Source organism: Salinigranum rubrum, assembly GCF_002906575.1.
Lineage (GTDB): Archaea > Halobacteriota > Halobacteria > Halobacteriales > Haloferacaceae > Salinigranum > Salinigranum rubrum.
Genome location: NZ_CP026309.1, coordinates 3,639,797 through 3,654,251, shown reverse-complemented (window position 1 = coordinate 3,654,251; position 14,455 = coordinate 3,639,797). Strand labels below are relative to the sequence as shown.

The window sequence follows — 14,455 nt, the reverse complement described above, 5'->3', positions numbered from 1 at the left end:
CCCGCCGTCGGACTTAGACGTCCTCGGCGTCGTCCTCGATGTCCGCGTCCTCGCTCCGGACCGTGAGAACGGGGACGTCGCTGGTCCGGACGACTCGCTCCGTGACGCTCCCGAGCAGGAACCGCGAGACGCCGTGGCGGCCGTGGGTCCCCATCACGATGAGGTCGACGTCGTTGTCGGCGGCGTACTCGGTGATGACCTCGTGGGGGTGGCCGTGCAGCACCGCCGTCTCGCAGTCGACGCTGGCGCCCGCTGCCGACGCCGCCACCTCGTCGAGGAGCGACTCGCCCTCCGTCTCGAACCCCTCGACGACCACGTCGGAGTCGATACGCGCCGCGCGGAGCGCGTCGTCGTCGACGACGTAGATGGCGTGGAGGGTCGCGTCGTACGCCGCCGCGAGGCCGATGGCGTGGTCACGCGCGGCCTCGCTCGGGCCGCTCCCGTCAGTCGGGAGGAGTATCCTGTCGTACATGTGACCGAAAACGCCGCCGGGGATGTTAAACGCCCCGACGGCTCGCTCCCCGCGAGCGGGGTCGAGCGCTCAGACGAAGTCGCCGTACCGCGGTTCGTCGTGCTCGCCGGGGAACTCGTCGACGGGGACCGTCGTCTGCTCGCCCGACGCCATCTCTTTTACCGTTACCTCGCCGTTCGCGAGGTCCTGCTCCCCGACGATGACGACCGTCTCCGCGTTGACCGTGTCGGCGTACGATAGCTGTGAGCCGAAGCCCCGGTCGGAGAGGTCGGTCTCGACGACGTGCCCGCGCGACCGGAGGTCGCGAGCGATTCGGGCGGCGACGTCGCGCGTGTCGCCGACGGTGAGGACGTAGTAGTCGGTCGCGAGTTCCTCGTCCGGCCAGGCGCCCGCGCGCTCACAGAGTAACTGGAGGGTGGCGTCGCCGAGCGCCACGCCCACCGCGGGCGTCGACTGACCGCCGAACGACTCGATGAGGTCGTCGTAGCGGCCGCCGCCGAAGACGGCGCGGGAGACCTCCCCGGTGGTGTCGAAACACTCGAAGACGACGCCGGTGTAGTAGTCCAGTCCACGGGCCGTCTCCAGCGAGAGGGTACAGTGCTCGCGGACGCCGAAGTCCTCGGTCGCGTCGAGCACTCGCCGGAGGTTCGAAACCGCCGACTCGACCCGGTCGGTGCCGGCGAACTCGACGAGGGCGTCGAGGTCTTGGCTCGAAAGGAGGTCGTCGAACTCGCGGGCCTGGTCGTACGAGAGGCCCGCGTCGTGCAGGAGGTCGTAGTATTCGTTCCGTTCGACCTTCGCGGACTTGTCGACCGCCCGGATGGCGTCGCGGACGTCGATATCGACGTCGGTCTCGCTCCCCCCGTCGCCGGCCATCGACTCCAGGAGACCGCCGAGGATGTCGCGGTGGGAGACGCGGAACTCGAACTCCCCCTCCGAGAGACCGAGGTTCGTGAGCGCGTCGGCCGCGAAGGCGAGTATCTCCGCGTCGGCTTCGGGTTCGGCGGAGCCGAAGACGTCGACGTTCGTCTGGTAGAACTCGCGGAACCTCCCCTGTTGGACCTGCTCGTACCGCCAGAACGGCCGCGTCGACACCCACTTGATGGGTTTCGAGAGTTCCTGGCCCTTCGCGACGACCATTCGCGCCACCGTCGGCGTGAGCTCGGGCGTCAGCGCGACGTCTCTGCCCCCTTTGTCCTCGAAGGTGTACAGTTCGTCGACGATCTCCTCGCCGCTCTTGTCGACGTACATCCGGGTCCGTTCGAGAGCGGGGGTTCCCACCTCGCGGAAGCCGTACCTCCCCGCCGTCGCCTCGACGGTGTCGAGCACCTCCCGCCGGGCGGTCATCTCCTCGGGGTAGAAGTCGCGGAACCCCTTCAGTCGGTCGTACATGCGCGTCGGTTTGCGAGGCGGGCTTGAAAGCTTTCACATCCCGCCTTTCGATGCTCGGTGGAGCGGTGGACGTCTCGGTTCGATGCATTGGTGCGGGACGAGTCGGTGGTGGCGGTGTGAGGGCGGTTCGATACGAGTAACGTCGGTGCGAACAGGTGCGGGGGCGCTTCGATTTCGGTGATGTCGGTTCGATTCGATGATGTCGGTTCGACCACGATGGTCGCGCGGTGCACGGGCGCGGTGGACCGCAGCCTCGTTCCTCCCCAACCGGTGCGGCCGAGACGGCACTCGGCCGCGTCCCTCGCGCGTTCGCTCGCTCCCAGGGGTCGCTCGCTCTCACGCGCCGACCGCAACGACGCGGTGGCGCGTGACGTCACGCGGGCTCGCCGCGTGACTCACGCGCGAGGGATGAGTGAGGGAACGAGCAACGCGAGTGACTGAACGAATCGGCTGGGGAGGGCGAGGCTGCGGTCACACCGCCCTGACGACCGCGCGGTCTCGGTGCTGTCGGTTCCGCTCGTGACGTCCAGTATCCGTTCTGCGCGGTCTCGGTGCTGCCTGCCCCACTCGTCACGCGTCCTGCACCTCTTCTCACCGCCCAGCCTATCAACCCCGCCGAATCGACGAACACGCCGTGCGACTCCTGGCGTCTCTCTCCGAACAGCACCTACAGCGCGATGAGACTGACACCACAGACCGCGAGCCCCGCGGCCACCAGCCGCGTCGCGAACGCCCGTTCACGGAGGACGATTCCACCCAGCAACACGGCGACGATTGCCTGGGTGTTGATGATGGGCGAGGCGATGCTCGCGGGCACCTGCTGGAACGCCAGCGAGGTGACGTGCTCGCCGACGGCGACGCCCGCGCCCGCGAGGGCGAACTTCAGCAGGTCCCCCCGCACCGACACCCACTCGCGGAGCGCCAGCGGGAGGACGACCACGGTCACGCCGAGGAGGAGCGTCGGCACCCACAGCTCGGGCTGGAGACCGAGCTCCTGCAGGGCGAGCCGCTTGCCCACGTCGCTGACGGCGTAGCACATGGCGCTCAGAAGCGCGAGCTGCGCGGGTCGGGCCGACGCCGCCTTTCGAAGCGGGTCCAGCAGGCTCCCACGCCGGTAGTTCGCGACGTACACCGCGAGCGTGGCGACGACGACGCCGCCGACCTGCAGCGGGGTCAGCCGCTGGCTCAAGAACAGCACCTCGATGGGAAGCACGAACACGGGCACGATCTTGTTGATGGGCGCGACGTACGACACCTCACCCGCATCGAGCGCGTAGAGGAACACGAGAAACGCGGCGGCAGTCGTCACGACGGTGCCGACGACGACGCCGACCTCCCAGACACCGAACGAGGCGGCCGTGGGCAGACCATCCGCTCGAACCCCCGACACCGCGACCGGGAGGTACCACGCGATGGCGGCAGTGTTGACGACGACGGTCAGCACCGTCCCCGGGTACGCGGCGAAGTAGCGCTTCAGCGCGAAGATGTACGTTCCCCAGACGAACGCGGCGACGACGGCGTAACCGATGCCGGGGGAGAGCGGGAGAGAACCGAGGACCATCTACCTCGTCGTCGCCGCGGGGCGGAGAAAGACGTTCGGATTTGGGTCCGAGGCCGTCCGGTCGTGTAGCGACGGCACGAAGGCGACGGTGCCGTCTTCGACCCCGCGAACTCGGTCGTCCGCGGACTCGTCGGTCGCACGCTCCTCCGACCGTCACGCCCGGTCTTCGACGACGCTCGGACGGGCTGTTTCGCTGCGCTCCGTTCACGTCACTCCTTCAGCCCACGGACCCGCGTCTGGGTGTGGTCGGGGAACACCGCTTCCACGGCGCTCCGACCGTGCCGCTCGGTGAGAAGTTCGCGGAGCTCCGACTCGTAGTCGGCCTTCTTCACTTCGGCGCTCGGACCGGATTCGACCTCCAGTCGCCGCTCGACGAGGCGGTCGATGGCCCGGCGACCGAAGCCAGACAGCGGCGAGAGGTAGTCCACGTCGTGGCGGTCTTCGAGCGACTGCGCCTGTGCCCGCGAAACCGTCGGCACGCGGTCGTCACGGCGGGTCCCGTCGGCGATGGCGGTCACGTTCAGCTCCGCGACGCGTTCGAGCGCGTGGGTGTGGACCTGCTGGATGCCGTGTCGGGGGAAGCCGTCGCTCTGCATCCGGTCGACGGCCTCCTGTGCCACGCTCCGGTCGAGTTCGACGCGCTCGAAGCCGTAGCCGAGCGTCTCCGCCGCCTCGCGGGCGTGCCGCCAGTCGTCGGTCACGCCGAACCAGCCGGTCACGAGCGTCACGTCGTAGAAGGAATCGAGAAGCAGCGCCGCCAACGTGGAGTCCTTCCCGCCGCTGTACAACAGCGCCAGCTCCATCACCGGCGACGGATGTCGAAGCTCTTCGAGTCGGGCTGCATCTCCTTCAGCAGGCTCTTCATCTGCTCTTCGTCGATGCGGCTCTGGAGCCGGCCGCTCTGTGCGAGCGCCACCAGTTGTCGCTCGACCTGGTCGGCGAAGTCGGGTTTCGACATCTGCACGGCGTTGAGCCGCTGGCGTGCCCCGTCGGTGAGGTGCTGTTTGAGCAGCGCCTGTTTCTGCGCCTCCGCCTGCTCCTGTGCGGCCTGCTGGGCCTCCTCGTCGGCAGCACTCGCGCCGCCGCCTTGCTGCTGTTGCTCTCGGAGTTCCTGCATCTTCTTCTCGCGGAGCTCTTCGAGCCTGTCGTCGTCCGGAGTACCACTCATACGCGAGTCTTCGCGGTTACGACAAAAAACGGTTACGGACCCTCAGACGAAGACGTGAGGATTCACCAACGCGTCGGCGAGACCAGCGGACGTGGCGTTCGTACGGCCCGTTGTCGGTCGTTCCCGGGTGTCGTCGCCTCGCGGTGACGGCCGGGTGCTGACCGCGAACCGTCTCAGGCGTAGCGCTCTAGCTCGGGGCGGTCCAGCGATTCGAGGACGTCGCCCGCGACGGAGTCGAGGAAGCTATGTCCTTCGGGCGTGATGCGGCGCCCCTCGCCCTTGACCGTCGTCACCAGCTCCTCCTCTTCGAGTTGCTGGAGGATGGTGCGGATGACCTTCTTCGACCCGCTCGACTTGCCGGCCTTCGCGACTCGGTAGCGCGTGGAGCCGCGCTTCTTGCCGCCGTACTCCGTCGAGAGGCGGTCGATGCCTCTCGGGCCGTCGATAGCTAGCTTCCGGAGCAGCGAGGCGGCACGGACGTACCAGAAGTCGTCCTGTTGGGGCGGCAGTTCGCGACCGGAGCCGGTCTTCACGAACTCTGCCCAGGCCGGTTGCTCGATTCGCTCTTCGAGCTCTGCGGCGACCGCCTCGATGAGGTCGTCCGCCGGGACGTCATAGAGGGTTACCATGGACGATAGTTCCCGAGGACGGCGTTTAAACCCATCGTATCACACCGGCTGCGTGCCGGATTCTCACACGCCTCGCCGATCAAAACCGGCGGCCGACGCCGGTCGTTCCGAGGACCGTCCCCCGAGGATCACGGGCGTCCAGTAGACGAAGCCGCGGAAGACGATGACGCCCGCCGTGGCTATCTTGAACCCGACCGCGGGCGAGGCGGCGGCGATGAGGACGGCGAGCGTCCACTCGATGCCGCCGGCACCGCCGGGCAGCGGTGTGACGCCCGCGATGGCGCCGATGGGGACGACGAACAGCGCGATGGAGAGCGCGATGGGCTCCCCGATGGCGACGAACGCGAGCCAGAGCGCGATCATCTGAAACCCCCACCCGAACGACGAGAGCGCGAGCGCGATCGCCAGCTTCCGGGGGTTGGCGGCGACCCGCTCGATAGCGCGGAAGAAGCCGGTGATGCGCCGTTCGAGCCCCTCCGCCGTGGGGACCGAGACGCGCGGTACGACGCGGGCGATGGCCTGGATGAACGGAACGAGCGCCTCGACGACGCGGTGTTCCAGCGAGTACCGGCGGGTCCAGCCCACGTAGACGAGCGACGGAACGGTGATGGCGAGCACGCCGACCGCGGCGATGGCGACTTCGAGCCGGCGACCGAGCGTCACCTCGGTCGCGTAGTAGCCCGCGCCGATGAGCGCGATGGTGATCGAGGGGACGAAGTTGAGCGTGTCGACGCTGGCGATGGCGGCGAGCCCCGTCTCGTACTCCGCGTCGGTCGAGCGGTTGATGAGCAGCGCCGTCACGGGCTCGCCGCCCGCCTGACCGAACGGCGTGATGTTGTTCGAGAACATCGCGCCGCAGAACACGAGAAAGGAGCGGAGCCACGAGAGCTCCACCCCGAGGACGCCAAGCACCGTCCGGAGGGCGCCCGCCCACGCGGCGAGCCACGCGAACGTCGCGAGGAGGACGAGCGCGACGTAGCGGAGGTCGGCACTCGTCACCTGTGCGACGAGGTCGTCGACGCCCGCGGTGTAGAACAGGACGGCGAAGACCACGAGCGTCGCCGCGAATCCGACGAGTGTCGCGCGGAGGTTCTCGCGGCCCATATCGGCGGGTGGGCGAGCGGGTGCATTAAGGCTCCGAAAGGGAGCGTCCCAGGGGGCGGAGGCCGGTTCGATGTACGTGTCGTGGACGGATGGCCTGATTGTATCGAACGAGTGACTGTGTTCGGCTGCAGAAGCGACGGTGTGAGGGAGGGGCGCTCGGGTGCAGGACCGACAGCGTGAGTGACGGGTGGTCGGTTGTCGGAGCAGCAGCGTTAACGACCGCACGTCCCTCCCTCGCACCGACTGTACTGCGACTCTCCCGACCGGTCCAGGCTCGCGGTGTGACCGCTCCGTACTCGCCGAACACTGCGACGGAAGGGAAGCTTTTCCCCACCAGCCAACGACCGAACGGAGCATGGACGAGCGGACCGCCCTCCGGATGCTCGCCGACGCGCTCCCCGCTGCCGGGGACGACGCGGCCGTGGTCGAAGACCTCGTCGTCACCACGGACATGCTCCACGAGACGACGGACTTCCCGGCGGGGACGACGCGCTACACGGCCGGGTGGCGCGCCGTCGGCGCTTCCCTCTCGGACGTGGCCGCGATGGGCGTCCCCGCCGTCGCGGCCGTCGCCGCCTACGCCGCCCCGCGGTTCGACGAGGGCGAGTTGGTCGACTTCGTCCGGGGGGCACAGGACGTCGCAGAGCGCGTCGACGCCGCGTACGTCGGCGGCGACCTCGACCACCACGAGGAGTTCACCGTCGCTACGACGGCCATCGGTCGTCGCGGCGACCACGACCCGGTGCTCCGGTCGGGGGCGACGCCGGGCGACGTCGTCTGCGTGACCGGCTCCCTCGGGAGGAGCGCCGCCGGGCTCCGCGCCTTCGAGGCGGGCGACCCTGACCGCGGCAACGACCTCTTCCGGTTCACTCCCCGGGTCGGGGCCGGCGAACGCCTCGCGGCCCACGCGACCGCGATGATGGACTCCAGCGACGGCCTCGCCCGGTCGCTCCACCAACTCGCGGAGGCTTCCGAGTGCGGGTTCGCGGTCGACGCCGACCGCGTCCCGCTCACCGAGGAGCTGACGTCGACCGTGGACGCCGCGGAGGCGTGGGACCTGGGGGTGTACTTCGGCGAGGACTTCGAACTCGTCTGTACCCTGCCCGAGCGCGCTGTCGACGACGCGACCGCGGCCCTCTCGGACTGCGAGGTGTCGCTCACTCGCGTGGGCCGCGTCGTCGACGCCGAGTCGGGCGTCACCGTCGACGACGACCCGCTCCCCGACCGCGGGTACACCCACGGGAGCGAGTGAAGCGGTCTCGGCACGGTCGAATCACCGGGCCGCATCGATGAGGTGGGCTCGGTCGCTGACAGAGCGGAGTCGCTTTCCCCGGTTGGCTCAGCGTCGCCTACTCGTCGACGATACGGATGGACTTCCACTCGTTGCCGCCGGGCCAGATCAGTTCGTACTGGAGGTCCGACTCCTCGTCGCCGACGCGCTCGGACCAGTCCGCCTCCGGGAGGTCTATCTCCTCGCCTGTGACCTCCCACGTGGCGGTCTCACCGGGGGAAACTCGTCGCGAGAGACGCGTGACGGGTCGGTGCGGATACCATCCCTCTCCGTTGATCGCGCCGACGAACCGCCCGGTCTCGTCTCCCTCGTTTCGGACCGTGAGTTCGAACGTCGTGGTGCCGTCGAGCGGAACGGTCTCCGGCCCTCGCCACTCCACCAGCGACAGCGAGGGTAACGGCGCCGTCAGTCGCCTCCGGAGCCCGTCGTCGGGACGCCACTCGCCGCCCGGCCAGACGAGCGCGGCGTCGCTCGCGTCGCCGGTCTCCGGCAGGTCGAAGGCGACCCAGCCGGCCCCGTTCTCGCTGGAGTACTGCTCACTCCCCGACCTGTCGGACTGACGTGCCGGGATTCGCTCCCACGTTCTCGGCGTGTGGTCGGTTCCGTCGAACCGAAAGACGAGGGCCGACCGCGAGGGCGGCGGTCCCGAGATCGCATCGACGGCCAGGACGAGGTACTGGCGGTCGTCCTCCGCCACCAGTCGATAGTAGTCGACGTCCAGTTCGACGAGCGCCGGCTGGAGGGCGTCGAGTTCGACTCTCAGCTCCGTCTCGGGGGGCGTCGCCGTCGCAGTTGCCGTGGAGGCCGCTGTCGGCGAGGCGCTGGTGTCGTCCGCTGGCTCTCCGCCCCGCTGTTCCGAGGAACAGCCCGCGAGGCCCGAGAGACCGGCACCACAGAGAGCGAGGACCGCTCGTCGGTGCATGTCCGTTTCCCGCTCCCGGCGTCCTGAATACTTTGTGTGGACCGAATACTTCGGCTCTGCGCGACGCGTGGACGGCCGCACACCGTCAGAGGCTGACGATCTGGATCGGGACGTGGAGGAAACAGAGCGCGCCGAGGGCGAACGTCAGGACGCCGATGGCCTGTCGGCGGCGGTCGAGCGGCGTCTCGTCGATGGGGTCCGCCGGCCCGTTGTAGGCGATGACGGTGGCGAACAGCCCCCAGAACGCCCACAGCCCCACCGACTCGTTGAGACCGAGGCCGCGCGCGTAGTAGAGGTACCCCGCGAGAGCGAAGAGGGCGAGCGGAACCACGGCGGCGACGGTCTCCTGGCGCTCGCCGAGCATCGCCCGGAGCATGTGTCCGCCGTCCAACTGGCCGACCGGGAGGAGGTTGAGGACGGTGAAGAACATCCCGACCCACCCGCCGATGATGACCGGGTGGACGGTCTTCGAGGGGTCGGTGTAGCTCGTCGGCTGGCCGATGGCGGCCGCGATGAGGTCGAGGAGGGGCGGGTTGTTGAAGACGATGACCTCGCCGCTCTGTTCGAGCACCCTCGCGGGGACCGTCAACGGGTCGAGCGAGAGGCCGATGACCGTGACGACGACCGTGGCCGCGAGTCCGGCGAGCGGGCCGGCGACGCCGATGTCGAACAGCGTCCGGCGGTCGGGCATCTGCCCGCGCATCCGGATGATAGCGCCGAGCGTCCCGAACGGGAAGATGAAGGGGATGAGGTAGGGGAGGGAGACGTCGACGCCGTGGTACCGCCCGAGCAGGTAGTGGCCGAGTTCGTGCGCCGAGAGCACGCCGAGGACGGCGGCGGTGAAGGGCCACGCCTGTAGCATGGTCAGAGGATTCCGCTGGAGCTGTTCGAGCGGGACGTAGTACCACGCGACGCTCCCGACGAACAGCGTCGAGAGGACCGTCGCGACGAACAGTCCCAGGTTCTTCCACGGGATTCCTTCCGGTCCGTTCGCGATCGGTTCGGCGACGACGACGTCCTCCCGTCCCGAACGCGTCGTCGCGAGGCGGGCGTCGTATCCCGCCTCGCGGAACGCCGGCCAGACCTCCTCGATGAGCGTGCTCCGCGGGACGAGCGTCTCGCCGTAGAAGAGGATCCGATCCCCGTCCCGGTACGTCTCGCGGAGGTGAAAGACCGACCGGAGGGTTTCCCATGGCACGTCCGACTCGGCCGAATCCATCACTCGCGGTAGGGGTGACGTGGCTATAAATCCTGTCCGCCGGCGCCGCCGCTCTCCAGGGGTAAAAACAACCGTAGGAAGGGGGACCGCGGGGACGCGTGCGGGCGGTTCGACGACCGTCTCGACTCGTCGCCGGCGCGTCTCAGGCCGTGAGTGCGTCGCGGCGTTCGATGCGCCACGTGGTCGCGGACGTGTACGACCACTTCTCGATTTCGAGCTCGGACGCGGAGTCGCGGAGCTTGACCATCAGGGCGCCGATCTCTTTGGGCGACAGCCCGACGTCGTCCGCGATGAACTTACTCTTGAAGTACATCTCGCCGTCCTGCGCCTTCTCGAGCAGGTACTGCTTCAGACGTTCTTCCTTCGAGCTGCCGTCGGTGGAGGGGGTCACGGTTGCGCTCATTGTCTTGACCTCGATTACTGGGATGGCCCTGGGATAGTATATAAACGGAGGAACGTTCGGGGCAGTTCGGATGGTTTCAGCCCCTCACGACGTTTCACGAACGATTCAGGACTCTTCGAGAAACGTTTAGACGTTTTATTCCACGAGCACAGGTTTTCAATCGCACCCGGTGTGATACGAATTTAATGTGGCGTGAAAGACGCGTATCGGGTCGGAAATCCGGAACCTTCCGGCAAGGATTTCTCGTTCGGACGGGGTTCGAGCCGGCACACGCGCCTCCGTCGAGCGCGCTCGGGCGGGGTTCGGCGGGCCGCTCGTCCCGGCTGTCGGCGTTCTCCGGTCACCGCGTGTGACGCCAGAACGTGTCCTCGACCGTCACCTCCTTCTTGAACAGCGGCACCTCGTCCTTGAGGCGGTTGATTCCGTCTTCGACGGTTCGGAACGCCTCCTCGCGGTGGCCGGCCAGGACGACGACGAAGACGATGTCCTCGCCGTCGGTGATGAGTCCCGTTCGGTGGTGCATCTCGACGTCGAGGACCCCCGTTCGACCTTCGAGTTCGCGGCAGATGCTCGCCATGCGCTCCTCTGCGACGCCCTCGTACTTCTCGAACTCCAGGGCCGTCGTTCGCGGGTCGTCGTCACCGTCCTTCGCGCGGACGCGTCCGGTGAACGTGGCGATGGCGCCCGCGCGCTCGGCCCGCGGCGACGACTTGACCCGGTCGACGAGCGTCCCGAGCGTGACGTACGGCTCGACACCGTCGAGCGCGTCGAGAATCGCGTCGACGTCCGCCGTCTCGACGTTGGGGGTCGCGTAGAGGACGTCTCCCTCGACTCCGTCCGCGTCTGCGTCCGCGTCACCCAGCACGACCGACGGAACGTCACTCCGGTCGACGCCGAGACAGACGGCGTACGCGTATCGTGGGGCGATTTCGTCGAGGAGTTCGTCCAGCGAGCGGTCGGCTCCCCGTGCCTCCCACGCGCCGTCAGTGTCAAGCCGGTACGCGGCGCTCGCCCCATCCGGGTCGTGGGTGACCGACTCGTCCGCCCGAATCGCTGCGACGGGGCCGTCGAGGCGGGGGACGAGTCGCCCAGCCAGGTCGTCCGCACCGGGACCGGCGATGCCGAATATTCGCATACTCTCTCCGCGGAGACGAATCGGCTTTAGGGTGTCGCCTGCGGCGGTCGGAGTTGCTGGTCGCTCGTTTCGGCTCTCGCGGGCGGTGCCCCCCGAGCCCTGCGGACTTGGCAACTCTTAAGCCCCGCTCTCGGCAATCCCGAGCAAATGAGAGTCGTGATTTCTATCGGTGGGAGCGTCCTCGCACCGCAACTCGACCCCGAGCGCGTCGAGCGCCACGCAGCCGTCATCGAGTCCCTCGCGACGGAGGGCTGTGAACTCGGCATCGTCGTCGGCGGGGGAGGCGTCGCGCGTGATTACATCAACGCCGCACGCGACCTCGGGGCGAACGAGGTCCAACTCGACCAGCTCGGCATCGACGTGACGCGTATCAACGCCCGCCTCCTCATCGCGGCGCTCGGCCCGCGCGTCGACCCGAAACCCGCACACACCTACGAGGACGCCGGCGATTCCATCAGGCGCGGCGACGTCTCCGTGATGGGCGGCGTCTCACCCGGACAGACCACCGACGCGGTGGCCGCGGCGCTCGCCGAGTACGTCAACGCCGACCTTCTCATCTATGCGACGAGCGTCGACGGCGTCTACAACACCGACCCTAACGTCGAATCCACGGCCGAGAAGTACGGGAGCCTCTCCGCGAGCGACCTGGTCGACGTCATCGGCGACATCGAGATGAACGCGGGCGCCTCCGCCCCGGTGGACCTCCTCGCCGCGAAGCTCATCGAGCGCTCGAAGATGCGGACTATCGTCCTCGACGGCACCGACCCCAGTCGAATCGAGGCTGCGGCCCTGCGCGGCGAGCACTCGGGGACCGACATCGTCCCCGGGGGGACGGACGACGACCCGAGCTACTGGGCACAGCGATGAGCGATTCCGACGCCAACGCCGACACCGACGTAGGCGGCGTCGACCCCGACTCCACGGCCGCCTCCGAACACCACGCCTTCTGGGCCGACGACGTGGCCGACGAAATCGAGGCCCGCGACCCCACCGACCCCATCGTAATCAAGGGTGGGGTGTCGCCGTCGGGCATCCCCCACCTCGGTCACTTCAACGAGATCATGCGCGGCTACTACGTCGCCGAGGTGCTCCGCGAGCGCGGCCACGAGGTCCGGCAGGTCTTTACTTCCGACGACCGCGACGCCCTCAGGAAGGTTCCGAGAACGCTCGCCGACGCCGACTGGAACCTCGTCGGGCTGGGCGACGTGGACGCCGGCGCGCTCGGCCGGAATTTAGGAGTGCCGTACACCGACATCCCCGACCCGTTCGACGACTGCGACCACGACTCCTACGGCGAACACTTCACCGCTCTCCTGGCCGAGAGCGCCGAGCGCATCGGCGTTCCGGTCGAGATGCTCTCGAACACCGCGATGTACGAGGCGGGCGAGTTCGACGACGTCGTCCACCACGTCCTCTCGCGCGCGGACCGGGCCCGAGAGGTCCTGAGCGCGTACCAGGACGGCGTCGACGACGCGTACGTCCCGTTCATGGCGCAGTGTTCGGAGTGTAAGCGGCTCACGACCGACGTTCGAGCCATCGACCTCGACGCCCGCACCGTCGACTACGTCTGCTCCGGGCTGGAAGCCGGCGGCCAGCAGATCGAGGGCTGTGGGCACGAGGGAACGGCCACCTTCAGGGAGGGCAAACTCCCCTGGCGGTTCGAGTGGCCGGCGCAGTGGCAGGTGCTCGGCGTCGACTTCGAACCCTTCGGCAAGGACCACGCGGAGGGGTCGTGGCCGTCGGGGGAGGACATCGCCGAGAACGTCCTCGAAATCCAGCCGCCGGTCCCGATGACGTACGAGTGGTTCACGCTCAACGGCGAGCCGCTCTCCTCCTCGTCGGGGAACGTCGTCACCGTCGACGAGGTGCTCGAACTCCTCGAACCCGAAGTCCTCCGGTACTTCTTCGCTCGCAACCCGAAGAAGGCGAAGGACTTCGACCTCTCGCGGATGGACCAACTCGTCGACGAGTTCGACCGCTTCGAACAGACGTACTTCGGCGAAGTCGAGGACTCGACGCTTCAGGAGTTCGCCGAGCGCGCCTACCCCTTCGTCGTGGACGAGGTGCGGGGAGAGCGGGTGCGCATCCCCTACACGTTCGCCGCCGTCCTCGGGATGACCGACGACCGGGAACTCAGAGAGCAAATGGCGCGCAACGAGGGCCACCTCGCCGACGACACGCCCGAGTGGGCGGTCGAGGCGGCCCTCGCACGGGTCGAACGGGCCCGCGCGTGGGCCGAGCGCATGGACAACGAATACAACTACCGCCTGCAGGCCGACCTGCCGGAGACGGAGTTCGATCCGAGTGTCGAAGCGGCCCTCGACGACCTCGCCGACTTCGTCGCCGCGGGCCACTCCGGCGAGGAGATCCAGGGGCAGATGTACGAACTCCCCGACAACTACGGGGTGGAGACGGGCGACTTCTTCAACGCCGGGTACCGGCTCTTCTTCGACGCCGACTCCGGTCCTCGACTGGGAGAGTTCCTCGGCGAACTCGACCGGACGTTCGTGGTGCGGCGACTCCGTCGAGAGGAGTAACCTCACCCTTCGAACGCTCAGTTCCCCTCGATGGCGTCGACGACGACCGTCCCGACGACGACGAGTCGCGGGTCGACGGTGTCGTCGAAGAGGTCGATGGTGTACTTGTCCCGGAGGGAGAACTGCTCGCCCACGTCGCCCACTTTCTCGCCGTCCGGGGTGACGATGTCGTACGAGAAGGGGATGAGCGTCGTCACCAGCCGTCTGAGCGCGGCCATGAGGTGGTTGTCCTCGCGGAGGACGGCGACGGGCGTCCCGTCGGCGTCCAGCAGGGTGTACTCGTGTTTGAACATCGAGGAAATCTCGCGCTTGACGCTCCCGACTCTGGTGCCCGACCGGGAGTCGACGATGTCGTACGCGGCGGCGATGTCGAGGACGCTGTCCGCCTTGACTCGAAACGCCTCCTCGCCGTCGGGCGTGGTGAACCGGAAGTCCTCTTTCAGCTTGAGTTTCTTCTTCTTCGCGGTGAGGATCGGGTCCGGAGCGTCGCCCTCGTAGACGTTGTACCACGTCCTGATGCCGAACTTCTGACGGACCTCGTAGTGGGTGGCGTCGAACATGCTACCAGGACAGTGGGCGTCGGCACGGTATATCAACCTCGGGCCTCGTCGTGAGGGACACG

At 68.1% G+C, this 14,455-nt stretch carries 15 protein-coding genes; 3 read left to right on the top strand and 12 right to left on the bottom strand.

Annotation, left to right across the window (positions count from 1 at the left end; translation table 11 throughout):
* Window positions 1–13: 13 nt before the first annotated feature.
* The 7 genes from C2R22_RS17935 to C2R22_RS17905 all read right to left on the bottom strand — a co-directional run bounded on the left by C2R22_RS17935 (window position 14) and on the right by C2R22_RS17905 (window position 6,326).
* The gene (locus C2R22_RS17935) at window positions 14–472 is read right to left on the bottom strand and encodes a universal stress protein (RefSeq protein ID WP_103426979.1); all 459 of its coding nucleotides are present in this window, start codon (window positions 470–472) and stop codon (window positions 14–16) included.
* Between the two features lie 69 nt (window positions 473–541).
* A complete protein-coding gene (gene hisS, locus C2R22_RS17930) occupies window positions 542–1,864 on the bottom strand; it encodes a histidine--tRNA ligase (RefSeq protein ID WP_103426978.1) in 1,323 nt (440 codons plus the stop codon).
* Window positions 1,865–2,531: 667 nt separating this feature from the next.
* A complete protein-coding gene (locus C2R22_RS17925) occupies window positions 2,532–3,425 on the bottom strand; it encodes a DMT family transporter (protein WP_103426977.1) in 894 nt (297 codons plus the stop codon).
* Window positions 3,426–3,634: 209 nt separating this feature from the next.
* Window positions 3,635–4,228, bottom strand: coding sequence for a DUF7411 family protein (locus C2R22_RS17920; RefSeq protein ID WP_103426976.1), 594 nt, complete (start codon window positions 4,226–4,228; stop codon window positions 3,635–3,637).
* Entirely contained in the window at window positions 4,228–4,593 is a 366-nt protein-coding gene (locus C2R22_RS17915; protein WP_103426975.1) for a DNA-binding protein, read from the bottom strand. The genes C2R22_RS17920 and C2R22_RS17915 overlap by 1 nt, the downstream gene beginning before the upstream one ends.
* A gap of 173 nt (window positions 4,594–4,766) precedes the next feature.
* Entirely contained in the window at window positions 4,767–5,222 is a 456-nt protein-coding gene (locus C2R22_RS17910) for a 30S ribosomal protein S19e (RefSeq protein WP_103426974.1), read from the bottom strand.
* Between the two features lie 63 nt (window positions 5,223–5,285).
* Window positions 5,286–6,326 carry a lysylphosphatidylglycerol synthase transmembrane domain-containing protein gene (locus tag C2R22_RS17905; RefSeq protein ID WP_103426973.1) on the bottom strand — a complete coding sequence of 347 codons (1,041 nt, stop codon included), beginning with the start codon at window positions 6,324–6,326 and terminating at the stop codon, window positions 5,286–5,288.
* A gap of 355 nt (window positions 6,327–6,681) precedes the next feature.
* Between C2R22_RS17905 and thiL the strand changes: the two genes are divergently transcribed.
* Window positions 6,682–7,578, top strand: coding sequence for a thiamine-phosphate kinase (thiL, locus tag C2R22_RS17900; RefSeq protein WP_103426972.1), 897 nt, complete (start codon window positions 6,682–6,684; stop codon window positions 7,576–7,578).
* 97 nt (window positions 7,579–7,675) lie between these two features.
* Here the strand turns inward: thiL and C2R22_RS17895 are convergent, their stop codons facing one another.
* From C2R22_RS17895 to C2R22_RS17880, 4 genes are all read right to left on the bottom strand, one after another.
* Window positions 7,676–8,539, bottom strand: a complete 864-nt coding sequence (locus C2R22_RS17895; RefSeq protein WP_103426971.1) for a hypothetical protein — start codon at window positions 8,537–8,539, stop codon at window positions 7,676–7,678.
* An 85-nt stretch (window positions 8,540–8,624) separates the two neighbouring features.
* Complete coding sequence (locus C2R22_RS17890; RefSeq protein ID WP_103426970.1) at window positions 8,625–9,758, bottom strand: site-2 protease family protein; 1,134 nt, start codon at window positions 9,756–9,758, stop codon at window positions 8,625–8,627.
* Between the two features lie 142 nt (window positions 9,759–9,900).
* Window positions 9,901–10,161, bottom strand: a complete 261-nt coding sequence (locus tag C2R22_RS17885; RefSeq protein ID WP_103426969.1) for a DUF7123 family protein — start codon at window positions 10,159–10,161, stop codon at window positions 9,901–9,903.
* A gap of 340 nt (window positions 10,162–10,501) precedes the next feature.
* Window positions 10,502–11,296 carry a molybdopterin synthase gene (locus C2R22_RS17880; RefSeq protein ID WP_103426968.1) on the bottom strand — a complete coding sequence of 265 codons (795 nt, stop codon included), beginning with the start codon at window positions 11,294–11,296 and terminating at the stop codon, window positions 10,502–10,504.
* Between the two features lie 147 nt (window positions 11,297–11,443).
* Between C2R22_RS17880 and pyrH the strand changes: the two genes are divergently transcribed.
* Together pyrH and lysS are read left to right on the top strand one after the other, a co-directional pair.
* Window positions 11,444–12,163: a UMP kinase gene (pyrH, locus tag C2R22_RS17875; protein ID WP_103426967.1), complete on the top strand. Its 720-nt coding sequence runs from the start codon at window positions 11,444–11,446 to the stop codon at window positions 12,161–12,163.
* Window positions 12,160–13,833, top strand: coding sequence for a lysine--tRNA ligase (lysS, locus tag C2R22_RS17870; RefSeq protein ID WP_103426966.1), 1,674 nt, complete (start codon window positions 12,160–12,162; stop codon window positions 13,831–13,833). The genes pyrH and lysS overlap by 4 nt, the downstream gene beginning before the upstream one ends.
* Window positions 13,834–13,850: 17 nt before the next feature.
* On the opposite strand, the gene C2R22_RS17865 is transcribed toward lysS, so the two are convergent.
* Window positions 13,851–14,393, bottom strand: a complete 543-nt coding sequence (locus tag C2R22_RS17865; protein ID WP_103426965.1) for a hypothetical protein — start codon at window positions 14,391–14,393, stop codon at window positions 13,851–13,853.
* Window positions 14,394–14,455 lie beyond the last annotated feature (62 nt).

Bases quoted from the DNA above. Each gene is read 5' to 3' on its own strand.
- C2R22_RS17910 (WP_103426974.1), bottom strand. From the start codon at position 5,222: ATGGTAACCCTCTATGACGTCCCGGCGGACGACCTCATCGAGGCGGTC.
- lysS (WP_103426966.1), top strand. From the start codon at position 12,160: ATGAGCGATTCCGACGCCAACGCCGACACCGACGTAGGCGGCGTCGAC.
- C2R22_RS17865 (WP_103426965.1), bottom strand. From the start codon at position 14,393: ATGTTCGACGCCACCCACTACGAGGTCCGTCAGAAGTTCGGCATCAGG.
- pyrH (WP_103426967.1), top strand. From the start codon at position 11,444: ATGAGAGTCGTGATTTCTATCGGTGGGAGCGTCCTCGCACCGCAACTC.
- C2R22_RS17920 (WP_103426976.1), bottom strand. From the start codon at position 4,228: ATGGAGCTGGCGCTGTTGTACAGCGGCGGGAAGGACTCCACGTTGGCG.
- C2R22_RS17915 (WP_103426975.1), bottom strand. From the start codon at position 4,593: ATGAGTGGTACTCCGGACGACGACAGGCTCGAAGAGCTCCGCGAGAAG.
- C2R22_RS17925 (WP_103426977.1), bottom strand. From the start codon at position 3,425: ATGGTCCTCGGTTCTCTCCCGCTCTCCCCCGGCATCGGTTACGCCGTC.
- C2R22_RS17895 (WP_103426971.1), bottom strand. From the start codon at position 8,539: ATGCACCGACGAGCGGTCCTCGCTCTCTGTGGTGCCGGTCTCTCGGGC.
- C2R22_RS17935 (WP_103426979.1), bottom strand. From the start codon at position 472: ATGTACGACAGGATACTCCTCCCGACTGACGGGAGCGGCCCGAGCGAG.
- thiL (WP_103426972.1), top strand. From the start codon at position 6,682: ATGGACGAGCGGACCGCCCTCCGGATGCTCGCCGACGCGCTCCCCGCT.
- C2R22_RS17885 (WP_103426969.1), bottom strand. From the start codon at position 10,161: ATGAGCGCAACCGTGACCCCCTCCACCGACGGCAGCTCGAAGGAAGAA.
- C2R22_RS17890 (WP_103426970.1), bottom strand. From the start codon at position 9,758: ATGGATTCGGCCGAGTCGGACGTGCCATGGGAAACCCTCCGGTCGGTC.
- C2R22_RS17905 (WP_103426973.1), bottom strand. From the start codon at position 6,326: ATGGGCCGCGAGAACCTCCGCGCGACACTCGTCGGATTCGCGGCGACG.
- hisS (WP_103426978.1), bottom strand. From the start codon at position 1,864: ATGTACGACCGACTGAAGGGGTTCCGCGACTTCTACCCCGAGGAGATG.
- C2R22_RS17880 (WP_103426968.1), bottom strand. From the start codon at position 11,296: ATGCGAATATTCGGCATCGCCGGTCCCGGTGCGGACGACCTGGCTGGG.